Below are 25,287 nucleotides of genomic sequence, written 5' to 3'. Positions count from 1 at the left end.
TGGGGCGCAAGGTGCTCAAGGGCATCCAGACCGTGCACCCCTCGGTCGAGAACCAGGCCGAGCCATTGCAACTGAGCCGACTGGCGCAGGTCGACGACTGGCTCGGCTCGGCGATTGCGGCTGCTCGGGAGCGCGGCGATCGCGCGGACGAACTGCGCCATCGCAGCGATCGTGCACTGATCCTGCTGGGCTTCTGGCGCGGCTAGCTGATCAGTGTGCAGGTCGAGCGTCTGCGCCTTGTGCCGGGCGAAGGTATGACTTACTTCTTGCCACGCAGCAAGGGCGATCGCCACGCTTTGGGCACCACCTACAAGGTGCCGGCGTTGTCGCAGTTATGCCCGTTGACAGCTACCTGGGACTGAGTGGAAGCGGCCGGACTGAAGCAGGGGCCCGTGTTTCGTGGGATCGACCGCTGGGGACGCGTGAGCGATGCGCCGCTGCACCCGAACAGCCTGATTCCGCTATTGCGCCGCCTGCTACCGCTGCCGGCCTCCCGGAGCAGTCATTCCCTGCGTCGTGGCTTCGCCGTCTGGACCAATGCTAACGGCTGGGACGTGAAGGCATTGATGTTAGGGTGGGACGGGGCAATGGCGTGCCCCGCCTGCGGAGTCTGGGCGAGGTGGAGACCAGCCCCACCATCGCCCTCCTTCGTCGCCGGGGCCGAACGGCCCCGACAGATCACAGGGTGCGGGCGATCAGCTCGCGCATGATGTCGTTGGCGCCGCCGTAGATGCGGGTGATGCGGCTGTCGATGTAATGGCGCGCCACCGGGTACTCGAGCATATAGCCGTTGCCGCCATGCAGCTGCAGGCAGGCATCGACCACCTTGGAGTACAGGTCCGAGCACCACATCTTGGCCGCGGCCGCGGCTTCGGTGGTCAGTTTGTGCTCCAGGCAGAGCTCCATGCAGCGGTCGACATAGGTCTGGCCGATGGTGATCTCGGTTTTCAGATCGGCGAGCTTGAAGCGCGAATTCTGGAACTCGATGATCGGCTTGCCGAATACGGTGCGGCCTTGGGTGTAGTCGACTGTATGGTCGAGCACCGCCTGGGCACCTGAGATGCTGGCGATGGCAATGGACAGTCGCTCCCACGCCAGCTCTTTCATCATCTGGTAGAAGCCCTTCCCAGGCTCGCCGCCGAGCACGTTGCACACGGGGACACGCACGTTCTCGAAGAACAGCATGGTGGTGTCCTGGGCATGCAGACCGACTTTGCGCAACGGTTTCGATTTGCTCACACCTGCGTTATCCGCCTCGACCAGGATTAGCGAAATATCCTGGGAGCCCTTGCCGCTGTTGCCAGTCTTCGCCACCAGCACAATGAGGTCACAGTTGGTGCCATTGGAGATGAAGGTCTTGGCGCCGTTGATGACATATTCATCACCATTCAGCACGGCCCGGGTTTTAATCGCCTGCAGATCGGAACCGGTGTTCGGCTCGGTCATCGCCAAGGCAGCAATCACCTCACCACTCGCCATTTTCGGCAGCCATTGCAGCTTCTGCTCTTCGGTACCGAAGTTGGCAATGTAGCCGGCACAGATGTCCTGAATGCCAAAGCCGTTCAGGCCGGTGACATTGGCGAAGGCTATCTCCTCCACCGTGATCATCGTGAACAGATGGTTGAGGCCCAAGCCGCCATAGGCTTCCGGCGTGGTGGCGTTGAGCATGCCCAGTTCGCCGGCTTTCCTCCATATTTCGCGCGGGACGCGGCGGTCCTCTTCCCACTGCTCGTGGAAGGGCATGCACTCGTCGGCCAGGAAGCGGCGGACGGTACTGCGGAACTCTTCATGTTCGTGGTCAAACAAGGTGCGGGGGATCATGGTGGAATCCTCTGGAGACGGGTGGAACAGGCCCGCCCCACAGGGCGACCATCTGCCCGCTACCTTAGGTAAAAGCGCTGCCAGCCGGACCACTCCCGTGGAGTTGGCTCAGGAGCCGAAAGGCTGGGGTCTGCCAATAGATGCCCTTCCAATAGGGTGGGAGAGGCAGGCCAGACAATCTGGTTAACTACCGCCCTCTTGCAGATGCGCCTCGCACAATCGTCGCTAGCTACCCCCACGACTAATCGACAGAGACTTTCCGATGAGTGAATACACCGCCCCGCTGCGTGACATGCAATTCGTCCTCAACGAGCTGGGTCATCTGGACCAGGTCAGCGGTTTGCCCGACTGCGAAGAGATGAGTCCAGAGCTGGTCGAGGCGATTCTCGGCGAAGCCGGCAAGTTCGCCAGCGGCGTGCTGTCGCCGCTCAACATCAGCGGCGACCATGAAGGCGCGCGCTGGAACGACGGCGAAGTCAGCACCCCGACTGGCTGGAAGAAAGCCTACGAGCAGTTTGTCGAAGGCGGCTGGAACGCCTTGTCCTGCGAACCGGAATTCGGCGGCCAGGGCCTGCCGCGCCTGGTTTCGGCGCTGGTCGAGGAAATGTGGAATGGCGCCAACGTGTCCTTCGGACTGTGCCCGATGCTGACCCGTGGCGCCATCGAAGCCATCGAACTGCGCGGCTCCGCGCACCTCAAGGAAACCTACCTGCCGAAGATGGTCAGCGGTGAGTGGACCGGCTCGATGAACCTCACCGAACCCCAGGCCGGCTCCGACCTGGCTGCCGTTCGCAGCCGCGCCGAGCCGCAGGGCGACGGCACCTACCGCGTATTTGGGCAGAAGATTTTCATCACCTACGGCGAGCACGACCTCACCGATAACATCGTCCACCTGGTGCTGGCCCGTGTGCCGGGCGCGCCGGATGGCGTGAAAGGCATCTCGCTGTTCGTCGTGCCGAAGTTCCTGGTCAATGCCGACGGCAGCCTCGGCGCGCGCAACGATGTGCGTTGCGTGTCGATCGAACACAAGCTCGGCATCCATGCCAGCCCGACCGCGGTATTGGCCTTCGGCGACCAAGGCGGCGCCACTGGCTGGCTGGTCGGCGAAGAAAACCGCGGCCTGGAATACATGTTCATCATGATGAACGCCGCGCGTTTCTCGGTCGGCATCGAAGGCATCGGCCTGTCCGAGCGCGCCTACCAGCGCGCCCTCGCCTACGCCCGTGATCGCGTGCAAGGCGGCGAACTGGGGGTGAAGAGCCGCGACAAGGTGGCGATCATCCGTCATCCGGACGTACGGCGTATGCTGCTGTCGATGAAGTCACGCACCGAAGCCATGCGTGCGCTGGCCTGCGAAGTCGCCACGGCGATGGATTTTGCCCAGCGCCATGCCGACGCCGAACAGCGTCAGCGCAGCCAGGCCTTCGTCGACCTGATGATCCCGGTGGTCAAGGGCTGGAGCACCGAGAACGCCATCGACATCGCCTCGCTCGGCGTGCAGATCCACGGCGGCATGGGCTTCATCGAGGAAACCGGTGCCGCCCAGCACCTGCGCGATGCGCGGATCACCACCATTTACGAAGGCACCACCGGCATCCAGGCCGCCGACCTGATCGGCCGCAAGATCGCCCGCGAGGACGGCCGCACCATCGCCCTGGTGATCGAGCGCATGCATGCGGTGGAGCAGCAGCTGCTGAATGACGGCGATGCGAACCTGCAAGCCATCGGCCGCGTTCTGGGCCAAGGCGTCGCCGCCCTGGAGCAGGCGGTGGCGTTCATCGTCCGGGAGTACGCGACGCAGGTGCGCCAGGTGTCGGTGGGCGCGGTGCCCTTCCTCGAACTGTTCGGCATCGTCGCCGGCGGCTGGCAGCTGGCCCGCTCGGCGCTGGTCGCGCAACAGCGCCTACGTGCCGGCAGCGACGATCCGTTCTACCGCGCCAAGCTGCTCACCGCGCAGTTCTACGCCGAGCACCTGCTGCCCCGCGCCGGTGGTCTGGCGCATACCGTGCTCAACGGTGGTGATGCCGCGCTGGCGTTCGACGAGGAGCAGTTCTGAGCCGCATGGCCCCGTTCTGGCGACGGGGCCTCACGGCCGTGCAGCGGTGCTGCCCACGCCCCCTCCAGACGCCTGCCGAAAGTCCGCGGCTTTATACCTGGACGTACATGTTCAGACGTTTTGCCGCGTTGCGCAGATGGGTTTCCGCCGCCTCGCTCGCCGCCTCCGCATTACCCGCCTCGATAGCCGCGAAGATCGCCTGGTGCTCGTTCTGCACGTCCTGGATCAGCTCCGCATAGTTCTTCGCGGTATTGCTGCGCGCCTGGCGGATCAGCCGGCGGGCGTGCTGCTCCAGATAGTCGTTGAGCGCCTTGAAATGCGGGTTCTTGGTGGCTTCGACGATGGCCTGATGGAAGGCGAAATCCTCCTCCTCGCCCAACTCGTCGTTGAGCACCGCGTACTCCATACCCACCAGGGCTCGCTTAATATGTTTGAGGTCGTCCGGCGTGCGGCGCAGCGCCGCGTAGCGTGCGGCGGCCGACTCGAAGGTCGCCAGCAGCTCGAGGATGTGCGCCAGGCTTTCGCTGTCGTCCAGCGAGGCGCCCGGCAGGCGCAGGGCCTGGCGGGCGGCCGGGGCGTTGACGAAGACGCCGCGGCCCTGCTCGGCAGTGACTATGCCTTCGGACTTGAGCTGCGACAGCGCCTCGCGTACCGCCGAGCGGCCGACTGAGAACTGGGCCTGAAGCGCGCTTTCACTGGGCAGCTTGTCGCCCGGCTTGAGCTGCTCGGTCTCGATCTGTCGGTTCAGCCAGTCGACGATCGCAGCCGTCACCGACTGGCGCGGCTGCTCCGCTGTGGCTACGGCCCGCTTCGGCGTTTTCTGTGCAACGGTCATCTGAGTAAACCTTGGAATTGGGGGGTGTCCGGTAAAGAGAGATCGTGGCCGATATTCCTACACCATGTACAGGCCGCCGTTGACGTGCAGGGTTTCGCCGGTCACGAAGCTGGCCAGCGGCGAGCAGAGGAACAGGATGCAACCGGCTACCTCTTCCGCGGTGCCGAAGCGACGCAACGGGGTGTTGTCCATCAGCATCTTGCCCTTGCTCTGCATCAGGTCAGTGGTCATCGGCGTTTCGATGATGCCGGGCGCCACCAGGTTGACTCGGGTCCTGGGCGCCAGTTCGAGGGCCAGGCTCTTGCTGAAGCTGCTCACCGCCCCCTTCGACGCCGAGTAATGGGCATGCGAGGGGCTACCGCGATGGCCGGCCACGGACGACAGATTGACGATGGAGCTGTCATCGCTCAGGTACGGCATTACCGCTCGGCAGATATAGAAGGTGCCATCGAGGTTGACGCGCATGACTTTCTGCCAGTCGGCATCCTGCATGTCGCGCACCCACTCGCACGGATAGATGCCGGCGGCGTGGATCAGGTGGTCGATACGCCCATGGCGCTCGGCCACCGCATCGCCGGTACGAATGCAGGACGCTTCGTCGCCGATATCCAGCAGGTGGCAGCTGATGCGGCCTTCCCCACCGGCTGCGCGCAGCTCGGCCTGCAGCACTTCCAGCGCGGCCTCATTGATGTCCGCTAGCGCCAGGTCGGCACCTGCGCGTCGCAGCATCCGCGCACAGGCACGGCCGATGCCGCTGGCGGCGCCGGTGATCAGTACGGTTTTGCCGTCGAAAGCAATCATTGTTTTCCCTCTGGTAATGGCGGCACAGGAAACTCGTCACACCTACTTGTCTGACAAGCTATGAAAGGATGTTGACAACCTCAGCTGCCGCCCATAATGTGCGGCAACATGTCAGACAAGTAAAGATGATTTGTCCTACATGCTGACGGAACACCATCACCCCCCGACCCGATCGGCAACGAGGGCAGCATGATCAACGGAAAGACCCGCCTGGTCGGCATCGTCGCCGACCCCATCGAGCACGTGCGCACCCCGGAGCGCTTCAATGCGTATATGCAGCAGCTGGGCTGCAACGCTGTGCTGGTGCCCCTGCATGTCCGCCCTGAGCAGTTCGCCGGCTTCGTCGCTGGCCTGGCGGCGAACCGCAATCTGGCCGGCCTGGTGGTGACCATCCCGTACAAGGAAGCCGTGCTGCCCCATTGCACCGAGCTGAGCGCGGCGGCGCGGCAGAGCGGCGCGGTCAACGTGCTGCGCATCGACCATGAGCGCGGCGCGCTGATCGGCGGCAACCTCGACGGCGAGGGCTTCGCCCAGGGGCTGCTCGCCCAGGGCCATGCCATTCGTGGCCAGCGCGTTTATCTCGCTGGCGCCGGCGGCGCGGCCAAGGCCATTGCCCATGCGCTGGCCAGCCATGGTGCGGCGGCGATCGGCATCTACAACCGTACCGAGGCGCGTGCTCGGCAGTTGGTGGAGGAGCTTCGCGCCCATCACCCGCAGTTGCAGGCCGAGGTTGCCGGTTCGATGCCGACGCACTACACGCTGGCGGTAAACGCCACCTCGCTGGGCCTCAAGCCCGGCGACGACCTGCCGTTCGCGCTGGACCGGCTGCCCACCGGCGCGCTGGTCGCCGAGGTAGTGATGAACCCGGACATGACCCCATTGCTGCTCGCCGCAGCCGCGCATGGTCACCCGGTACACCTGGGTCGCCACATGATCGATGCGCAGATCGAGCAGATGGCGCGTTTCTTCGGCCTGGCCTGAGCAAAAAGACTGCGGCCCCGCCCTGAGCGACGCCGCAAGACCCTAGAACAACATCCGACAATCAAGGGCTGGACAGCGGAATGACTCAACAGACCACCGCACAAGTAAAGGTGCCCAACACGGCGCAGCGCTATCCGGAACTGGCAGGCAAGACGGTCTTCGTCACCGGTGCGGCCAGCGGCATCGGCCTCGCGATGGCCAAAGCCTTCGCCGCCAATGGCGCCCACCTGGCGCTGTTCGACATCAACGCCAGCGCGCTGGAGCAGGTTCGCGGCGAGCTGGGTGAAACCCATCCCGGCATCCAGCTGGAAGCCATTGCCGGCTCGATCACCGATCCGCAGGTGGTCGAGGACGCGATGCAGCGCACGGTGGAGAGCTTCGGGCGGATCGACGTGCTGCTGAACAATGCCGGCATCGCCATGAACCGTCCGACCCTCGAACTGAGCGCGGAAGACTGGCGCCGGGCGATCGATATCAACCTGAACGGCGTCTTCTACTGCGCGCAGGCGGCCGGTCGGCGCATGGTCACCCAAGGCGGCGGCGTGATCCTCAACACCGCCTCGATGTACGGCCTGAGCGCCGCCCCGGAGCGCGCCGCCTACTGCGGCAGCAAGGCCGCGGTGGTGATGCTGACCAAGGTGCTGGCCATCGAATGGGCCAGGGCCGGCGTGCGGGTCAACGCCATCGCCCCCGGTTATGTGCAGACCGCCCTGGTCGACCAGCTGGTGCGCGACGGACGCATGGACCTGGACGCGCTGACCGCGCGCACGCCGGCCGGGCGCCTGGCGCAACCGGAAGAAATCGCCGGCGTCGCCCTGTTCCTCGCGGCCGATGCGGCCGCCTTCATCAATGGCCAGACCCTAGTCGCCGACGGCGGCTGGACGGCTTACGGCTACATCTGACCCCCGAGATCGAGACCATGGCAGAACGTATTGCGCTGGCGCCCGCCGCCGCGTGGGTGGAACTGCGCGCCACCGAACAAGACTGGAAAGACGCCGACCCGGCCGTGCTCGGCACGCTGCTGGCGCACATGCACCTGATCCGCGCCTTCGAGGAAAGCGTGCTGGAACTGGCCTCCGAGGGCCTGGTCCATGGCCCGGCGCACTCCAGCATCGGCCAGGAAGGCGGCGCGGCCGGCTCCATCGTGCCGCTGGTCGCCGCCGACCAGATCAACGGCTCCCACCGTGGACACCATCAGTTCCTCGCCAAGGCCCTCGGCTATCTGAACCCGACCGGGATCGATCCCAAGGCACCGCTGAGCACCGAGGTCGAGAACCTGCTGCAACGCACGCTGGGCGAGATCCTCGGCCTGGCCCAGGGCTTCTGCCAAGGGCGCGGCGGCTCCATGCACCTGCGCTGGCAGGACGCCGGCGTGCTGGGCACCAACGCCATCGTCGGCGGCGGCGTGCCGCTGGCGGCCGGCGCGGCCTGGGCGCACAAGCACGCCGGCAGCGATGCCGTGGCGGTGACCTACTTCGGCGATGGCGCGGTGAACATCGGCTCGGTGCTGGAAAGCATGAACCTCGCCGCCGCCTGGCAGTTGCCGCTGTGCTTCTTCATCGAGAACAATCGCTACGCGGTATCGACCACGGTTGAGGAAGCCACCGCCGAACCGCGCCTCTCCGCGCGCGGCGCGGCGTTCAACATCCCCAGCTGGCGGGTCGACGGCATGGACCCGCTGGCCGTCTATCTGGCGATGCAGGAAGCACTGGCGCACATGCGCGCCGGCAAGGGGCCGACCATCATCGAGGTCGACGTGTACCGCTTCTTCCACCAGAACGGCGCCTTCCCCGGCAGCGCGTTCGGCTACCGCAGCAAGGACGAGGAGCAGGCCTGGCGCGAGCGCGATCCACTCGATCACCTGGGCCGGCGCATGCAGGCGCTGGGGCTGATCGATGCCGAGCAGATCGCCGCCCTGCGCGGCCGCGCGCAAGCGGCCATGCAGCGCGCTGCCGCTGCGCTGACCGAAGCCGATAGCGGTGCCCGGGTCGGCAAGCGACGGATTCGCCCCGAGCTGTGGCCCAGCGCGGACTTCTGCAACGTCGGCGTGCGCGGCGACCTGAGCGAACTGCAGGGCGCGCGTACCGCGGAGGAAACCGGCTTCCAGGGCAAGCTGGAGAAGCGCAAGTTCATCGACGCGGTGGCCGATGTGATGGCCCGGCGCATGGAGACCGACCCCGGCGTGGTGATCATGGGCGAGGACGTGCATCGCCTGAAAGGCGGCACCAACGGCGCCACCCGTGGCCTGAAGGAGCGTTTCCCGGATCGCGTGCTGGGCACGCCGATCAGCGAGAACGCCTTCGCCGGCCTCGGCGGCGGCCTGGCGATGGACGGCCGCTACCGCCCGGTGGTGGAGTTCATGTACCCCGACTTCATGTGGGTCGCGGCTGACCAGGTGTTCAACCAGATCGGCAAGGCCCGGCACATGTTCGGCGGCGACATCGAGGTGCCGTTCGTGCTGCGCACCAAGGTGGCCATGGGCAGCGGTTATGGCTCGCAGCACTCCATGGACCCGGCGGGCATCTTCGCCACCAGCCCCGGCTGGCGGATCGTCGCGCCCTCCACGCCGTTCGACTACATCGGCCTGATGAACGCCGCGCTGGCGCTCAAGGACCCGGTGCTGGTGATCGAGCACGTCGACCTGTACGGCTCGTCGGGCCTGGCACCAGTCGAGGATCTCGACTACCAGATCCCGTTCGGCAAGGCGGCGATCCGCCGCAGCGGCAAGGAGGTGACGGTGCTGACCTACCTGTCGATGGTCGCCCACGCCCTCGAAGCCGCCGAACACAGCGGCGTCGACGCCGAAGTGGTGGACCTACGCTGGCTCGACCGCGCCAGTCTCGACTGGGAAACCATCGAGGCAAGCATCCGCAAGACCAACAACGTGCTGATCGTCGAACAGGGCTCGGTCGGCACCTCGTACGGTGGCTGGCTGGCAGACGAGATCCAGCGCCGCTGCTTCGACTGGCTCGACCAGCCGGTGCAGCGCGTATCCGGCAGCGAAGCCTCGCCGAGCATCTCCAAGGTGCTGGAGCGCGCGGCCTGCGCGCGCACCGAAGAGGTGGTCGTCGGCCTGCACCGCATCATGCGCGACAAGGGCGCCGCCTGAGCGGCCAGGGAGCAGCGAATGACCATCCACATGACCGTCCCCCTGGAAGTCGGCATCGCCTGTCGCGACCTGGCCAGGCAGCGCGCCTTCTATGAAGGCGTGCTGGGCCTGCGCTTCGTCAGCGAGTTCCTGGTGCCGGCCGACAAGGCCAGTGCCGCCGCGCTGTGCCCCGAGCCCTACACCGTGGTGCGCCTGCAAACCAACCGGGGCGAACGCATCAAGCTGCTGGCGCGGACCACGCCGACCGGCGCCGCGGCACCCGGCGACTGGATTCTCGACCGACCGAACGCGACCTACCTGACCTTCATTCTCGACGACATCGACGCCGCGATCGCCGATCTGCAGCGCGCCGGCATCGAGTTCATGACCGGCCCGCAGCGCGTCGAAGTGCGGCCCGGCGTGTACCTGGCGTTCTGCCGCGACCCCGAGGGCAACGTCCTCGAACTGGTGCAGTACCAACACATCGGCGACTACCGTCCCGACCTCATCAACGGAGCGAGCTGACATGGCAAAACTCATCCGCATGCCGGAGATCGCCGCCAACGGCACCTCGGCCGTGCTCAACGAATGGCTGAAGCAGGAAGGCGAGGCCATCGCGGTCGGCGACCTGCTCGCCAGCATCGAGACCGACAAGGCCCTGGTCGACTTCGAGGCCGATGAAGCCGGCGTGCTCGGCAAGATCCTCAGCCCGGCCGGGGAGGACGTTGCCGTGGGCGCCCCCATCGCCGTGCTGTATGCGCCTGGCGAGAACGGCGTCGATATCGCGGCGCTGCTGGCTACCGCTGCTGTCCCTGCAGCACAGGCCGCAGCACCGGCAGCCACAGTCGCCTCGACAGCCCAGGCAACTCCCTTGGTTGCCGCTGGCGAGCGGATCAAGGCCAGCCCGTTGGCGCGGCGCCTGGCCCGGGAACAGGGCATAGACCTCGCCACCCTGCAGGGCAGCGGCCCGCACGGGCGCATCGTCAAGCGCGATGTGGAAAGCACCCGCCCGGCACCCGCCGCACCGGCGCCCACGCCTGCACCGGTCGTCCCGGCGGCCGGCAGCGGCACAGGCGATTACGAGGAAATCCCGCACTCGAACATGCGCCGCACCATCGCCCGCCGCCTGACCGAGAGCAAGGCCAGCGTGCCGCACTTCTACCTCAAGGTGGAATGCCGGATGGACCGGCTCAACGAGCTGCGCGCCCAGGTCAACGCCAGCGCGCCGCGCAAGATCTCGGTCAACGACTTCATCGTCAAGGCGGTCGCCGCGGCGCTGCAGGAAGTGCCGGCGATGAACGTCAGCTGGACCGATAGCGCCTTGCGTCAGTACAACCGGGCCGACATCGCCGTGGCGGTGGCCACCGACAACGGGCTGATCACCCCGGTGGTGCGCGATGCCGGCAGCAAGTCGCTGTCGCGCATCGGCAGCGAGGTCGCCGGGCTGGCCGAGCGCGCCCGCAGCGGCCGCCTGGCTCCCGCCGACTACCAGGGCGGCAGCTTCACCATCAGCAACCTCGGCATGTACGGCATCGAGGAGTTCTCCGCGATCATCAATCCGCCCCATGCGGCGATTCTCGCCGTTGGCGCCACTTCGCTACGCCCGCTGGTCGAGGATGGCGCGCTGGTGGTGGCGCCGGCGATGAGCGTGACCCTGTCGGCCGACCACCGCGCCATCGACGGCGCACTCGCCGCACAGTGGTTGGCGGCCTTCAAGCGCATCATCGAAAACCCGTTGGCGATACTGGTCTGAGGCGGCAATGAATACACAGGAATTCGATCTGATCGTCGTCGGCGGCGGCCCGGGTGGCTATGTGGCGGCGATCCGCGCCGCCCAACTGGGTATGCGCACGGCGCTGGTGGAGAAGGCCCAGCTCGGCGGCATCTGCCTGAACTGGGGCTGCATTCCCACCAAGGCCCTGCTGCGCTCGGCCGATGTGCTGCGCCTGGTGCGCGATGCCGCGCGCTTCGGCGTCAACGTCGGCGCCCCGCAGGTCGACCTGCCCGTCATGGTCGCGCGTTCGCGGACGGTTGCGGCCCAGTTGCAGCGCGGCGTCGAGCATCTGATGAAGAAGAACGGCGTCACCGTGATCAACGGCCATGCCCGCCTGGCGGGCCGGCACAGCCTGCGGGTGACCCGCGCCAGCGACACGCTGACGCTGGCGGCGCCGCACATCATCCTCGCAACCGGCGCGCGGGCGCGGCAACTGCCGGGGCTCGAGCCGGACGGCGTCAGCCTCTGGTCGTACCGTGAGGCCCTGCAACCGCCTGCCCTGCCCCGGCGCCTGCTGGTGATCGGCGCCGGCGCCATCGGCATCGAATTCGCCAGCTTCTACCGTGCGCTGGGCTGCGAGGTCAGCGTGGTCGAGATGGCCGAACGCATCCTGCCGGTGGAAGACGAGGAGATTTCCGCCCATGTCGCCGACGCGCTGCGCAAGGACGGCATCGCCCTGCATACCGGCAGCCGGCTGAAATCGCAGCGTCGCCTGGCGGGCGGCTGGCAGGTGGAACTGGAAGGCGCAGGCGCAGCTGTCCTGGAAGTCGATGTAATCCTCAGCGCCGCCGGCATCGTCGGCAACGTCGAGGACCTCGGCCTGGAAGGCACCGCGGTCAAGGTGGAGAAGACCCATATCCTCACCGACCACTACGGCGCCACCGGCGAGCCGGGCGTCTACGCCATCGGCGACGTCGCCGGTCCGCCGTGGCTGGCGCACAAGGCCAGCCATGAGGCGCTGATCTGCGTCGAGAGGATTGCCGGTCTCGATCCGCATCCACTGGACAGCAACCGCGTACCGGCCTGCACTTACAGCCATCCACAGGTCGCCAGCGTCGGCCTAACCGAAGCCCAGGCACGCGCCAGCGGGCGCGAGGTGCGCGTCGGCAAGTTCCCGTTCGCCGCCAACGGCAAGGCCATCGCGCTGGGGGCAACGGGTGGCTTCACCAAGGTAGTGTTCGATGCGGACAGCGGCGAGCTGCTCGGTGCGCACATGGTCGGCGAGGAAGTCACCGAGATGATTCAGGGCTACACCGTCGGCCTGGAACTGGAGACCACCGAAGCGGAACTGATGAGCACTATCTTCCCCCACCCGACCCAGTCGGAGGCCATGCACGAAGCGGTACTGGCCGCCTACGAGCGGGCGCTGCATATCTAAAGAATGCCGAGAGGCGAGGAACAAGCATGAATGATCTGAACAACGACTCCCGGGCGCAGTACGGCGTCGAGCCGGGCTGGGCCTTTGGCAAGCATTTCGAAGTGCGCTGGGCGGACATCGACCCTTTCGGCCACGCAAACAACCTCGCCTACCTGGGCTGGTGCGAAGAAACCCGCAATGCCTATCTCGAATCTCTGGGCGTACCACGCTTCACCCGGGAAGCTCCAGGCCCGGTGATCAAGGAACTCGGTTTCACCTACGACCGCTCGCTCGAACACGGTGAGAAGATCCTGATCACCGGCCGCGTCGCCTGGGTCCGCAGAACCAGCTTCCGCATGGAGTTCGCTGCCTGGAACGGCTCCCGGGTCGGCCATGGCCACGCCATCTGTGTCTGGATGATCAACGCGACAGGGGAAAAGGTCGCCGTCTCCGACGAACTAAGGCGTCTGATCGTCGATCGCGACGGGGCCGAATTGTTGCCATCCCAGGGGTAAGGAGTCAGCGGATCGGCGCGTCAAGGACCGTATGGAACTATTGCATGCCTTATTGACCCGCACGCCGAAGGTCCCGTGCCCTGGCAAGCGTGGATGGCGCTAGCAAGCACCCTTATCTAGGGAAGCGTGAGCGGCAAGCTGGTGGCAGTGAGGTATTACTCGCGACAGGTAGATAGCTGCTTTCAGGTTCAGGTCCACCCGCTGGCGTCAGCTCGCCTGTACTACGGCGACTTAGCCAGCAACGAGTACGTTGTATGGCACCTTGTATGGTGGGCTCGATATCTCCCACAGAGCCCTTTGCTTCTGTAGCGGTTCGATTCCCTTCGCCGGAACCCGGCACTCCCGGACAAGTCCACCGAACGGCTGGCGAATCTCGTGAGTGCAAAGTACCGTCGCGGCTCCTGCAGGAATCGCCAGTGACCGCCATAGTTCTTGTAATTCGACGCCAGCGCTCAGGTGCACGGTGTCAACCGGCAGGGAAGCGAAACCGTGGGCCGGGCAGATCGATGTTGGCGAGGCTGTTCAGGCTATCGGCGCCATACAGCGGAGATGTCGTTAAACGTGCCAAACAGCTAGACCTTGCCGCTCTGGTTGAACGAAAGGTCGTAGCAGGAGTGTTCTAGGTTGATCACTGAACGAGCGCCCTGAAATACCGCTCACCACGAGAGTTCAGGCGCCTGGCAGGAACCTCAACTTAACGGGGTGCCGGTGTCCGGTTTGATAGGGGCAAGTCCAAAAAAACGGGAAACGAACGGGGAAAATCTGGAAGACTGAAAGCTAAAAAGAAACAAAAAATCGATAAGTCATTGATTTTTTGGCGTCCCAGAGTGGGTTCGAACCACCAACCTTCCCCTTAGGAGGGGGTATCTTTTTTGCTTCCCTACGTACTCCACTTTTTCAACACCTTCAATAATCCCTTACTTTATAAGGACTTCATCACCAACCTTGTCACATGACGCCTCACCATGTAGCTTGCAGTGTCATGACATGTGGGGACCGTAGTGGGGACCAAATCAATGGCAGGGAATACTGCGGACAAGAGCGTCAACGATCAGAAGCTGCGCGGGATGCAGCCTGGGGAGAAGCTGACAGAAAGCTTGCCCGGCAGGTCACGTGGCAGCTTGCTTTTCAAGCGCAGAGAGAACGGCGTCATCAACGGTTACTACCGTTACCGGCTCAATGGCCGTGACTTGATGATTTCAGTTGGGCAGTACAAGACCACAGCTAGATCTCTTGGCCTCACGCTGACTGAATTGCGAGACAAAGCTGCCGACCTGGCAGGGCTAGCCTCAGAACACGGTGATGTGAAGGCCTACATCGCGACGCAGAGCGCCGCAGCCGAGAAGAATCGACTAGCCCAAGCTTACACCGAAAAGCTCGCTTCCAAAGAAGGCACATTCAAAGAATTGCTTGAAGCCTACGTCCAAGACCTCAAAGCGCGAGGCAAGGTCAAGGCAGGAGAAGTTGAAAGACTGTTCCAAACACATGTGATTGAGCATCATCCGGACTTGATGTTCCGCCCCGCAAAAAGCATCACAGGCGAGGAGATTCACCTGGTGATGAGTTCCCTCCTCTCTCGTAAACCGCGAGGGCGCGGGATTGGCAATAAGGGTAAGGCTAGCGCGAGCACCGGTATGCGTTCGACCGCGGCGAGCGTCCATCGGTATTTGAAAGCCGCATTCAGTTATGGCGGTAAGGCACATCTGTCGCTGGATAGAGATGTGAGCGACTCGAAGATCTTCAACATCGGTGTCAACCCGGCAGCCAAGGTTCCCACTCTGGCCAATACCCGCGGCGGCAACACGGACTCGCTAACCCCGGAGGAGCTCGGCGAACTGCTGCGGTATCTGGACACCCTGCCTCCGCGAGAATTGGCCATCTGCAAGGCTCTGATCTATCTTGGCGGCCAACGAATGGAGCAACTCCTGCGCGTCAAGTGGGAGGAAACCGCTGATAATCTCCTTCACTTAACCGACAGCAAGGGTAAAAAAGGGCAAGCCTGGGACCACCTACTACCGCTCACCGAGCGAATCAAAGCGATCCTGCAACCCCTCTTCGATGACAAAATCGGCCCTGGCCCCTTTTGCATAGGCCGCCGCTGCATTCGCCCGGACACCGCCGGCAAGCGATTCAGCGAGGCAGGCAAAGCACTGAGCAACTCAGCACGAACGAGCTATTTCAGCTATGCAAACGTGCGAGTTACGGCCGAGACGCTAATGGCCTCACTTGGAATTTCGAAAGAAACACGCAGCTGGCTACTTTCTCACGGCCGCAGCGATGTGCAATCGGTTCACTATGATCGGTACAGCTACCTACCCGAAAAACATGCTGCACTGGAGCTTTGGGGACGCTATCTGGATTGCCTGCATGATGAAAAAGAGTGGGACGGAGGCAAGGTCGTTTTGCGCAGGCGAAAACTGCCACAGATGCAATAGACAGCGCTTGCGGCGCAACCAGGCGCTGACACTGGATGATTTGGTCGAGCTGGAAAGGATGCTGATCGATGCCGGTGGCTCACCGGCCCTGATCGACGAGGCGAAGGAAAAGAACCACGGCCTCGGCATCCTCATCCGCTCTCTGGTCGGCCTGGATTGTGAAGCAGCCATGCAGGCCTTCAGCGACTTCATCCACGGCAGTACCGCCACCCCGAACCAGATTGAGTTCATCGAGCTGATCATCCAGGAGCTGATCCAGACCGGAGTGATGGAGCCGTCGCGGTTGTTCGAGCCGCCTTTCACCGACATGAATGCGCAAGGCTTGATGGGGGTGGCGTCCGCGTGTTGCCGCTGACCGAAAACTGACCCAGTAGAGGCTGTTCTGCCGATCGAAAACTGACCCAGGTGTTCAACTACTCCTGCTCAACTTTTGAGCAGGAGAACACAGGGTGATCAGTATGGAAATGATGGGCAGAATTCGGCGGATGTATTTTCGCGACAAGCTGTCGCTGCATGAGATAACCAAGCGCACCGGTTTAGCACGCAACGCGATACGCAAGTGGGTCAGAGCACCGGAAGCAAAGCAGCCGGTGTATCAACGCCGCGCGGTCTTCAACAAGCTCAGTGCTTTTCACGCAACGCTGGCGCAGGCGCTTAAAGCCGATTCGCTGCGGGCCAAGCACCATCGCCGAAGTGCCAAGGCGTTGTTTGAACAGATCAAGGCCGAGGGTTACGACGGTGGCTACAGTCAGCTCACCGCGTTTATCCGTGCGTGGCGCGGTGAGCAGGGTAAGGCGCTGCACGCTTTTGTGCCGTTGACCTTTGCGCTTGGCGAGGCGTTTCAGTTCGACTGGCACACAGCTTCGGGTGCGACACCTGCAAGCGCCGGTAAATGCCGCCGATCAGCAACTCGGCAAAATGCATCACCAGTTTCACAGTCATGGAACTGCTGTTCGAGACTGCTTCACGCCCTGCCAAAGGCGATCTACCGCCTGCTTCTGTTCTACTGAAAGCTTTTCTAGAAAGTAAAGGCGACGCCGCTCCCTCTGGTCAGGTACCAACATCGGTTGTTCCTTAGCCAGCTTCACCAACTCCGGCGCTCCACTCGACAACGGCGAGTAGAACTGTGTCGCGAGTGAGTTGCGCACTGAGTTTTCTGGCTGCAGCAGGTAGTCGATAAAGCGATAGGCCAGTTCGGGATGCGGTGCATTGGCAGGGATCGCCAAGCTATCGATAAACACCAAAGCCCCTTCCTGGGGAATTAGGAATTGCAGCGAAGGATTGGCTTTGGCGGCCGTCAAGGCATGCCCTACCCACGCCATGGCCACGCATAACCGACCGCTGGAGAGATCCTCGATATAGCGTTCATTATCAAGTGATCTTGTCCTACGCCCCAACTCCAGCAGCGACCTGCCAGCACGCGAAATCTGCCCCTCACTACTACGTCCGAGGTTCTTGCCCCTGTAGTTCAGCCATAGCGACAGCGTCTCTTCGGGAGCGTCAAGCCAACCGATCCCACACCCCTCGAGACTAGCGCTGTCGCGTTCATCGAACAGTAGACTCCAGCTATTGGGCAAGGCGCGACCAAACGCGGGCTCGGCAAGTCGCGGATTGACTGCCAGGCCAACGGTTCCCCATAGGTAAGGCACCACATAGCGATTGGCCGAGTTGAGTGCCGCCAGCATCGCCAACAACTCCGGGTCGACGCTGGCGTAGTGTGGTAACTGGCGAAAATCCAGCGCTTGTAAGCGCTTGTTGGCAATCAGGCCAGCAAGCTGAAAATGCGACGGCACCAGCACGTCGATATGTTCGCCGCGCACCAGGGCCTGATCGAGTTCCTCTGCGGTAGTAAATGTCTGGTAATCGACCCTGATACCGGTTTCTTGCTGGAAGTTTTCCAGCACGGCAGGGTCGATATAGTCCTTCCAGGCCTTGAACCGCAAAACCTCCTGCGCCTGAACCGGGAGGATTACGACACTCAATGCGATCAACCAAACAAGGTAAGCCATCGACTATCTCCGATCGAAGGTTGAAACCTGCGCCAGAAACTACAGAGGAGGTCATGCAGAGGTGGTCCGCCTGCACAGCGACTGGTGCCTACGCCAGCAATACCCTGTCGACTTCTTGAGATGAAATTCCAAGGTACCCCTTTAGCCAAAAGTCACTATTGCGAGCTCACGCGCGCCTGGGGATTGGCGAGGCCAGCTGGTGCTGGCCTCGCGTCAGCCTCAGGCTGCCTTGAAGCAGTAAACGGCCAGCTTGTTGCCATCGAGGTCACGGGCATAGGCTGCATAGGCGTTCGGCGCCCAACCACGCGGGCCCGGGGCACCCTCGTCCTTGCCACCTGCCGCCAGTGCTGCGGCATGGAACGCGTCGATCGCGGCACGATTCGGCGCCTCGAAACTGATGGTGACGCCGTTACCGACGCTGGCGGGCGCGCCGTCGGCAGGCTTGAGGACGAAGAACGACGGCGCGTTCTCACCCCAGATCGAACCGTTGTCACCCAGGTCCGCGATGCGTTTATGACCCAGCTTGCCGAGCACTTCATCGTAGAAGCTGCGGGCTTTTTGCAGGTCATTGGTACCGACTGTCACGTGAGTAAAGATGCTCATCTTGTAGCTCTCCTTGGTTGAATACAGGCGCATTCATTCCGCCAGGGCGTACTGCACCCTGGCGGCCATGCTGGGTTTGCTCGCTTAGCGATCGAAGTGAATAACAGTGCGGATGCTCTTGCCTTCGTGCATCAGGTCGAAGGCTTCGTTGATGCTTTCCAGCCCCATGGTGTGAGTGATGAAGGTGTCCAGCGGGATCTCGCCCTTCTGCGCCTTCTCCACATAGTTCGGCAACTCGCTGCGGCCCTTCACGCCGCCGAAGGCGGAACCGCGCCAGACGCGGCCGGTGACCAGCTGGAATGGCCGGGTGCTGATTTCCTGGCCGGCGCCGGCAACACCGATGATCACCGACTCGCCCCAGCCCTTGTGGCAACTCTCCAGTGCGGCGCGCATCAACTGGACGTTGCCGACGCACTCGAAGGAGTAGTCCACGCCGCCATCGGTCAACTCGACGATGACTTCTTGGATCGGCTTGCTGTGCTCCTTGGGATTGATGAAGTCGGTGGCGCCCAGCTGTCTGGCGATTTCGAACTTGGCCGGGTTGATGTCGATGGCAATGATTCGGCTGGCCTTGGCCATGCTCGCCCCGATGATCGCTGCGAGGCCGATGCCGCCCAGGCCGAAGATGGCCACGGTGGCGCCCTCCTCCACCTTGGCGGTGTTGAGCACGGCGCCGATGCCGGTCGTGACGCCGCAACCGAGCAAGCAGACCTTCTCCAGCGGCGCGTCCTTGGGAATCTTCGCCAGGGAGACTTCCGGCAGCACGGTGAACTCGGAGAAGGTCGAGCAGCCCATGTAGTGGTAGATCGGTTGGCCGTTATAGGAGAAACGTGAGGTGCCATCCGGCATCAGGCCCTTACCCTGGGTAGCCCGTACCGAGCTGCACAGGTTGGTCTTGCCGGATTTACAGAATTTGCATTCGCCGCATTCGGCGGTGTACAGCGGGATCACGTGATCACCGACGGCCAATGAGGTGACGCCCTCACCGACGGCCTCGACAATGCCGCCGCCCTCGTGACCGAGGATGCAGGGGAATACGCCTTCCGAATCAGCGCCGGACAGGGTGTAGGCATCGGTGTGGCAAACGCCGGTGGCAACGATGCGCACCAGCACTTCGCCGGCCTTGGGCGGCGCCACGTCCACCTCGACTATCTGCAACGGTTGGTTGGCTGCGAACGCAACGGCGGCACGCGATTTGATCATTCTCTGTATTCCTCATTGCAAGCATTACTTTCCTCCAGCTCACCGGCGCGAAGCACCGGGCCGTACAGGCACTGGGGTAAGCGGAGGGAGGGGTTATCGGAAACCTCGATCGGGACTCAGAGCCCCAGTTCGTGGCGCGGCCGGGTCAAGGTATCGATCAGTGCGTACATGATCTTCTTCGCGCAGGGGATCAGGTCCGGGATGTAGGTTGCCCCCATGCCACCGAGGCCTTCAGCGACCGGCAGCGGCGCTCCCTGGGCCGGCCACGGCCAACCGATTCGAGCGGTTGGTATACCCAGCCGGCGCAACGCGGCGCCGTCGGTCTGGCCTCCGAGCAAGTCGGACTCGCCATGCTGGCGGCGCTCGATGTGTTCCCAGCCACGCCGGCAAGACTGAACGATCCAGTTCTGCGGATCGGTAGTGCCGCCGGCGACGGAACCATACATTTCCCAGTCGAGAACCAACTCAGGACGCTGTACCTGCAGATCACGGACAAACTCCGCGAACTGTGCCCTGACCGCAGCTGGGCTGGTGCGAGGGTTGATGCGCACGTCGAAGAAAATCTCGGTAACTGCAGATGGGAAGGCCGGACGCTCAGGGTTGCCGCCGCGCACACCGGAGATCCAACCGTGGGGCTTGATCTGCCCCGAGGTGTTGCGCTCGGCGTAGTCGATGATCCACTTCTCCAGTTCCTGGATGACCGTCGCAGCCGGCACCACCGAGCTGCGGAAACCCGGCGTCCCGCGCGGCACGCCGGCATAACCGAGGGTGCCGTGCACGCGTAGCTTGAACCAACCCATGCCCGGCTCTTCATGGTAGACCCAGTTCCACGGTTTCATGACGATGGCGAAATCCGGCGAGCCGCCACGATTGATCAGGTGCGTCACACCGTTAGACATGCCAGCGTGCTGGCGCGCCGAAACGTCCACTGGCATACCACCGTCGGCCATGCCCACCAGCAGGTCGCCAACGAGCGGCACTTCGGCCTCGATCAAGGCGGTCGCCACTTCGGTAAGGGTCGCGACCATGCCTTTCGGATTGGAAGCGCCCAGGCCGAATACCCAGTCGTCAATCATCTGCGCCGAGGGCTGCATATCCACTTCGTCGGCCTCGCCGGTGAGGAGCTTCTCGGCCTCGTCCAGCTCCAGATGGGTGTCGATCGGCGCATAGAGCAACACGCTGGCACCGCCGCCACTACCACACAGCTCGGCCAGCACGTTGCCGCTGGTGAAGCTCATCGGCTGTAAGCGCGAGCTCATACCAATGCTGTCCAGGTGCTTGGCCATGTACTCACTAGCGGCGCGCGCTGCACCGGTCGGGCTATGGATGTCGGTGATGGCATACAGCAGATTCTGCAGGCGCTGCGGATCGATCTTGGCACAGGCTTGCTCGTACCATTTCATCTGCTCTGCAGAGAACGCGACGGGGGTGGTGGCTTGCATGGTTGCTCCTCAATTACTGGGCACAAACTGTTCAGCGAAGATGTTCGCGGGGTCGGCCCCTAGTTCGATCAAGCGAGCGGTGGCGGCATTGATCATGGGTTGGGGGCCGCACAGGTAAGCAACCGTTTCGGCGCTGACGTCGCCCTCGCGCAAAGCACTCACCGGACTTCCGTGGAGCAGGCCCTCACGCGGCTCTCGGTCGACGCAAATGCGCGCTTCAAGGCTCGGCAGCCATTGCTGGCGCAGCTCAATCCCGTCCAGGCAGAACAGGGCGTCCGGCACTGCGCAGCCAAAGCTGAGCAGCATCGGCGGCTTACGCCCACTGCCTTGACGCAGCGCATCAATCATCGAAAGGATCGGCGCCAGTCCGGTGCCACCGGCGACGAAGATGTGCGGTGCACGGCGTTTTTCCTCGCGCAGGAAGAACGCCCCGTACGGGCCACTCAAGGTCAATACGTCCTCGCTAGCGGCCCGCTCCTCGAGGTAGCCGGACATGGCACCACCCGGCAGCAGGCGCACCAGGAATTCCATCTTGGGCAGGTCAACAGCAGTGCTCGACGGCGAGTAGCTGCGTACCGCGCCGTAACCGGGCACGTCGATCTGCATGAACTGGCCAGGGCGGAAGTCCAACCAATCACCATCCGCCAGCTCCACGACCAGCCGCATCACGTTGCTGGCGATGCGCTCGACCGAGTCAACGAAGACATTCACTTCGCGCGCCGTACTGGAGCCGACCTCGCTACCGTAGCCAAGTTCGAAGGTGCAGTCCGACTGCGCTTGGCAAAGGCACAGCAGACGCTGCCCTGCGGCGTACTCGCTGGCCAGGAGCGTGGAGCTGGCCCCTTGACGCGTCACAGCGTCCCCTTCGGACAATTGCGCAATGCAACTGGAACAACTACCTGACCGGCACTGATACAACAGCGGGATTTCCGCCTGCAATGCGGCATCGAGAATGCTGTTCTGGGAGGTAACGCTGAAGCTACGGCTGACGCCGTCAGCGAAGTTCAGGGTGACCTGATGCATTTGTTCTTTCATAGCCTGGCGACTCCAATCGGTTACCGGCGGAATGCACTCCCCCGGCGGTTACGCTCTTGGGTCGATCTTAGGAATCGCTGCCTGGTGTCAGCACTCCCATGGGCTACGGACTTATCCCGGCAGCGCAGAATCCTCAATCGAAACGAGCCAAGACAAAGCGCCACAAGCTCCAGCGGGCGCACCATTTCCAGCTCGCCCTCCTTCCGCCCCCCATCAATCGCACTGACTTTCCGAGCCCGGAGCTCGGCCAGCATGCAAAGCCCTCCCCTCACTCCGGATTTGTTGCGCTATCGGGATAAGTCCGTAACCCATGGGAGTGCTGATGCGTGACGGCGATTCCTATGATCGGACCATGAGCGCAACCATCGCCGGGCCGCCTTCCGCCGGTTCGCATCGACATCAGCTGCCCGATAGGACAGGTGATCGAGGTGAGCGGCGCTGCGCCGCCGACTGCCGAACGATGCGTTGCTTGGCGTTGAATATGAATAAGAAGAGGAGAGCCGACATGTACTTGAACAACTCGTGGTATGTAGCCGCCACGTCTAACGAGTTGGCCGGTGGGAACATAGTTGCCCGCACCATCCTGGGCCAAAAAATTGCGCTGTTCAGAACCGAAAGCGGTCGCTATGCGGCGGTACGGGACGCCTGCATCCACCGTCAAGCGCCGTTGTCGCTCGGGCATGTTGTCGGTGAAACCGTTCAATGCCGTTACCACGGTGCCCGCTTCGGTAGCGACGGGCGCTGCACTCATGTTCCGGGGCAGGATGCAATCTCGCCGAAAGCGAAGGTACAGAGTTTTCCGGTTCTGGAGCGGCACGGCTATATCTGGATCTGGATGGGGGACCAGGAGCTTTCAGAGGATGAAAGCACCATTCCCAAGAACCTTTCGCTGATCGATGCACAGCCAGGGATGCGCAGCTGCAGTGGCATGTTCGAATCGATGCGCGCCAACTATCGACTGCTGAACGACAACCTGTTCGATATCACCCACGCCGAGTTCGTACACCCAGAATCCTTCGGCGGCGAGGAGGTTCGCTTCTACCGCAACGCCCGTCCCGGCAGCGAGCCGATTGACCGCGGGCTGACATATGAGGTCAAGGAGCGCTCGATTCATTTCCGAACCCACGCAGACAGCCTGGGTGACGAGGGCGCGCCGCTCTGGCGCATCATGATGGCGCAGGCGCGAAACATCGAATCCTGGACGGGTCCGCTGGACTTCACCATGGAAGTCAGTTGGCAGGCGCCCTGCTACACCTCGTTCCATATCTATCTGCGGCCGGCTGGGCAGCCGGATGCGCAACCCGTGGAGTTTCATGACTTCCACGCGGCCACGCCGGAAACCGCGCACTCATCGCACTACTTCTACACGGTAGGCATCAACTACGGAGACGAAGGCACCCTGTCCCATCTCGCGGAGGAGACCAGGAACGTTTTCAAGCAGGACATCGTCCTGCTCGAGGCACAGCAAGCCACGATTGGTGATCTGGACGTGCTTTCCGTACCTCACGCTTCGTTCAATGGCGACCGCCTTCAACTGGAAGGCCGCAAGATACTGGACACCCTCATAAACAAAGAGCGGCAAGCCAAATCAATTGCCCAGGAGATTTGAGCATGCACGTTCTTTCCTTCTTGTATCCGCGCCCGAAAAACAGAGCATTCGATTACACCTACCACCGGGATGTTCATCTCCCCCTGGGTATTGGGCTGGCTTCGAAAATATTGAAGGTGCAGCCCGAGATGGTCTGGATCGAACGAATTGGCGAGCACGACCCCGCGTCGCAGGAGAAATACGCTGCAATCGCCCACGTCATGTTCAAGACCGAAGAAGAGCGGGACGTCTTCGCCACCCTCTTCTCGCATGCCGACGCTGCACACAGGCTGAGCGTGGACTGGGACCTCTATACCGAGGCACCGCCGGAGGTTCGGCTGAGCGAATGGACGCTGGATAAAGACATGCCGGCGTTGATAAAGCGCTTCGAAACTGAACTCAGCGAGTTGCACGCCTGAGTTTCCTGCAAGGTCATTCAATGGAGTCGTAACGTTCTCCGTTCTCCATCCACCATCAACTGTCGTCCTGCGAGCAAGCAACAGTCCGCCCTCGCAGGGCCGTGCAACCCGCTGAAGCTGAAAATTGGAGCCGATTGTGACGCATGTTCGACAGGTCCTCGAATGACTTGCCGTCGACCAACAGCAATCTGGTTCGCCCCTGTTTTGAGGTGCCGTATGCAAGTCAAAGTTGTCCGTAAATATGAAGCAGCGACCGATATCTGCGCGTTCGAACTCTCACGACCAGACGGTGGTGATCTGCCGGTGTTTTCTGCGGGCGCGCACATCGATGTCCACCTCAAAAACGGAATCACTCGCCAGTACTCGCTGTGCAATCCGCCGGCCGATACGCAGCGCTACCTGATCGCTGTCCTGCGCGATGCGAATTCGCGTGGGGGCTCGGTTGCCATGCATGGGCTCGAAGAGGGCGAATTGCTGGAAATCAGCGAACCCAGGAATCATTTTCCACTGATCGCCGATGCAGAGCATTCGTTGCTGCTGGCTGGCGGTATCGGCGTTACTCCGATTCTGTGCATGGCCAAGGAGCTCAAGGCCAAGGGCGCATCCTTCGAGATGCACTACTGCGCGCGCGATGCCTCGCGCATGGCCTTCCGCGAGCGCCTCGCCCTGGGGGACCTCGCGACCAGGGTACACCTGTATTTCGACGATGCTGGCCCCTCGGCGCGTGTCGACCTTGCCAAGCTGCTTGCGCATCCGGCGCCGGGTAAGCACCTGTATGTATGCGGGCCGGCAGGCTTCATTACTGTCGTCCTGGAAACGGCAAAAGCAGCCGGCTGGGATGATCGCTGCGTCCACCGTGAGTTCTTCGCGACGGGGAGCACGCCCCGAGCGAGCGAGCCTGGCTCCTTCCAGGTCAAGCTGTCGAGCAGCGGCCAGGTCATCGATGTACTGCCTGACCAGACCGTGGTCGACGCATTGCTAGCCGCCGGCGTCGAAGTGCCGACCTCATGCAAGCAGGGTGTATGCGGGGTTTGCGTCACACGCGTGCTCGCAGGCGAACCGGATCACCTCGATTTCTATCTGAGCGACGATGAAAAGGCCTTGAACAACCAGTTCACACCTTGTTGCTCACGATCGAAGTCGCCACTGCTCGAACTGGATCTTTGAACGTCCGATCGGGGCGATCAGGCCACAACCGATGGTCCGGCGGGCTGATTCAGCACTGGCGGTGACCGGGAGAAAGTAGTAACGCTGGATATGACACGATATGCCTATTAGATAAAAACGTTCACTCCTTTAATTACAAAAAGACATATGAGTGAGGA

At 62.9% G+C, this 25,287-nt stretch carries 22 protein-coding genes and 1 pseudogene; 15 read left to right on the top strand and 8 right to left on the bottom strand.

Going from position 1 to position 25,287, the window contains the following annotated elements:
* Nucleotides 1-11 precede the first annotated feature (11 nt).
* The gene (locus tag D3880_RS22870) at nucleotides 12-206 is read left to right on the top strand and encodes a hypothetical protein (protein ID WP_177412163.1); all 195 of its coding nucleotides are present in this window, start codon (nucleotides 12-14) and stop codon (nucleotides 204-206) included.
* A gap of 472 nt (nucleotides 207-678) precedes the next feature.
* On the opposite strand, the gene D3880_RS08370 is transcribed toward D3880_RS22870, so the two are convergent.
* Nucleotides 679-1,821 (bottom strand): acyl-CoA dehydrogenase family protein, encoded by a 1,143-nt coding sequence (locus D3880_RS08370; protein WP_119893012.1) that lies wholly within the window; start codon nucleotides 1,819-1,821, stop codon nucleotides 679-681.
* Nucleotides 1,822-2,083: 262 nt separating this feature from the next.
* Here D3880_RS08370 and D3880_RS08365 point away from each other — a divergent pair, with 262 nt between their 5' ends.
* A complete protein-coding gene (locus D3880_RS08365) occupies nucleotides 2,084-3,877 on the top strand; it encodes an acyl-CoA dehydrogenase (protein WP_119893011.1) in 1,794 nt (597 codons plus the stop codon).
* A 91-nt stretch (nucleotides 3,878-3,968) separates the two neighbouring features.
* On the opposite strand, the gene D3880_RS08360 is transcribed toward D3880_RS08365, so the two are convergent.
* Nucleotides 3,969-4,712 (bottom strand): FadR/GntR family transcriptional regulator, encoded by a 744-nt coding sequence (locus D3880_RS08360; RefSeq protein ID WP_119893010.1) that lies wholly within the window; start codon nucleotides 4,710-4,712, stop codon nucleotides 3,969-3,971.
* Nucleotides 4,713-4,769: 57 nt separating this feature from the next.
* Nucleotides 4,770-5,513, bottom strand: a complete 744-nt coding sequence (locus D3880_RS08355) for an SDR family NAD(P)-dependent oxidoreductase (RefSeq protein WP_119893009.1) — start codon at nucleotides 5,511-5,513, stop codon at nucleotides 4,770-4,772.
* A 189-nt stretch (nucleotides 5,514-5,702) separates the two neighbouring features.
* Between D3880_RS08355 and D3880_RS08350 the strand changes: the two genes are divergently transcribed.
* The 10 genes and pseudogenes from D3880_RS08350 to D3880_RS08305 all read left to right on the top strand — a co-directional run.
* On the top strand, nucleotides 5,703-6,494 hold the full coding sequence (locus tag D3880_RS08350; RefSeq protein WP_119893008.1) for a shikimate dehydrogenase family protein: 792 nt from the start codon (nucleotides 5,703-5,705) through the stop codon (nucleotides 6,492-6,494).
* Between the two features lie 80 nt (nucleotides 6,495-6,574).
* Nucleotides 6,575-7,396 (top strand): SDR family NAD(P)-dependent oxidoreductase, encoded by an 822-nt coding sequence (locus tag D3880_RS08345; protein WP_119893007.1) that lies wholly within the window; start codon nucleotides 6,575-6,577, stop codon nucleotides 7,394-7,396.
* 17 nt (nucleotides 7,397-7,413) lie between these two features.
* On the top strand, nucleotides 7,414-9,603 hold the full coding sequence (locus tag D3880_RS08340; RefSeq protein WP_119893006.1) for an alpha-ketoacid dehydrogenase subunit alpha/beta: 2,190 nt from the start codon (nucleotides 7,414-7,416) through the stop codon (nucleotides 9,601-9,603).
* 18 nt (nucleotides 9,604-9,621) lie between these two features.
* Nucleotides 9,622-10,107 carry a VOC family protein gene (locus D3880_RS08335; protein ID WP_119893005.1) on the top strand — a complete coding sequence of 162 codons (486 nt, stop codon included), beginning with the start codon at nucleotides 9,622-9,624 and terminating at the stop codon, nucleotides 10,105-10,107.
* A gap of 1 nt (nucleotide 10,108) precedes the next feature.
* Entirely contained in the window at nucleotides 10,109-11,335 is a 1,227-nt protein-coding gene (locus D3880_RS08330; protein ID WP_119893004.1) for a pyruvate dehydrogenase complex dihydrolipoamide acetyltransferase, read from the top strand.
* Between the two features lie 7 nt (nucleotides 11,336-11,342).
* Nucleotides 11,343-12,734, top strand: coding sequence for a dihydrolipoyl dehydrogenase (gene lpdA, locus D3880_RS08325; RefSeq protein ID WP_119893003.1), 1,392 nt, complete (start codon nucleotides 11,343-11,345; stop codon nucleotides 12,732-12,734).
* A gap of 26 nt (nucleotides 12,735-12,760) precedes the next feature.
* Entirely contained in the window at nucleotides 12,761-13,228 is a 468-nt protein-coding gene (locus tag D3880_RS08320) for an acyl-CoA thioesterase (protein ID WP_119893002.1), read from the top strand.
* Nucleotides 13,229-14,244: 1,016 nt separating this feature from the next.
* Nucleotides 14,245-15,663: a site-specific integrase gene (locus D3880_RS22920; RefSeq protein WP_119893001.1), complete on the top strand. Its 1,419-nt coding sequence runs from the start codon at nucleotides 14,245-14,247 to the stop codon at nucleotides 15,661-15,663.
* A 7-nt stretch (nucleotides 15,664-15,670) separates the two neighbouring features.
* Nucleotides 15,671-16,018, top strand: a complete 348-nt coding sequence (locus D3880_RS08310) for a type I restriction-modification enzyme R subunit C-terminal domain-containing protein (protein WP_218567604.1) — start codon at nucleotides 15,671-15,673, stop codon at nucleotides 16,016-16,018.
* A gap of 112 nt (nucleotides 16,019-16,130) precedes the next feature.
* Nucleotides 16,131-16,517, top strand: a pseudogene (locus D3880_RS08305) (IS21 family transposase); the annotation flags it as partial.
* Nucleotides 16,518-16,601: 84 nt separating this feature from the next.
* Here D3880_RS08305 and D3880_RS08300 read toward each other — a convergent pair.
* From D3880_RS08300 to D3880_RS08280, 5 genes are all read right to left on the bottom strand, one after another.
* Nucleotides 16,602-17,672 (bottom strand): extracellular solute-binding protein, encoded by a 1,071-nt coding sequence (locus tag D3880_RS08300; protein ID WP_119892999.1) that lies wholly within the window; start codon nucleotides 17,670-17,672, stop codon nucleotides 16,602-16,604.
* A 219-nt stretch (nucleotides 17,673-17,891) separates the two neighbouring features.
* A complete protein-coding gene (locus D3880_RS08295; RefSeq protein WP_119895699.1) occupies nucleotides 17,892-18,275 on the bottom strand; it encodes a VOC family protein in 384 nt (127 codons plus the stop codon).
* An 84-nt stretch (nucleotides 18,276-18,359) separates the two neighbouring features.
* Nucleotides 18,360-19,478: an S-(hydroxymethyl)glutathione dehydrogenase/class III alcohol dehydrogenase gene (locus D3880_RS08290; RefSeq protein WP_119892998.1), complete on the bottom strand. Its 1,119-nt coding sequence runs from the start codon at nucleotides 19,476-19,478 to the stop codon at nucleotides 18,360-18,362.
* Between the two features lie 116 nt (nucleotides 19,479-19,594).
* Nucleotides 19,595-20,920, bottom strand: coding sequence for a zinc-binding metallopeptidase family protein (locus D3880_RS08285; protein ID WP_119892997.1), 1,326 nt, complete (start codon nucleotides 20,918-20,920; stop codon nucleotides 19,595-19,597).
* 9 nt (nucleotides 20,921-20,929) lie between these two features.
* On the bottom strand, nucleotides 20,930-21,955 hold the full coding sequence (locus D3880_RS08280; protein WP_119892996.1) for a ring-hydroxylating dioxygenase ferredoxin reductase family protein: 1,026 nt from the start codon (nucleotides 21,953-21,955) through the stop codon (nucleotides 20,930-20,932).
* A 505-nt stretch (nucleotides 21,956-22,460) separates the two neighbouring features.
* Between D3880_RS08280 and D3880_RS08270 the strand changes: the two genes are divergently transcribed.
* From D3880_RS08270 to D3880_RS08260, 3 genes are all read left to right on the top strand, one after another.
* A complete protein-coding gene (locus D3880_RS08270) occupies nucleotides 22,461-23,564 on the top strand; it encodes an aromatic ring-hydroxylating oxygenase subunit alpha (RefSeq protein ID WP_119892994.1) in 1,104 nt (367 codons plus the stop codon).
* 2 nt (nucleotides 23,565-23,566) lie between these two features.
* Nucleotides 23,567-23,962 carry a hypothetical protein gene (locus tag D3880_RS08265; protein ID WP_119892993.1) on the top strand — a complete coding sequence of 132 codons (396 nt, stop codon included), beginning with the start codon at nucleotides 23,567-23,569 and terminating at the stop codon, nucleotides 23,960-23,962.
* A 216-nt stretch (nucleotides 23,963-24,178) separates the two neighbouring features.
* A complete protein-coding gene (locus D3880_RS08260) occupies nucleotides 24,179-25,129 on the top strand; it encodes a PDR/VanB family oxidoreductase (protein ID WP_119892992.1) in 951 nt (316 codons plus the stop codon).
* Nucleotides 25,130-25,287: the final 158 nt, after the last annotated feature.

The sequence above is a fragment of the Pseudomonas cavernae genome, assembly GCF_003595175.1.
Lineage (GTDB): Bacteria > Pseudomonadota > Gammaproteobacteria > Pseudomonadales > Pseudomonadaceae > Aquipseudomonas > Aquipseudomonas cavernae.
Note: the sequence above shows the minus strand (reverse complement) of the source record. Positions and strands in the feature narration are given on the sequence as shown.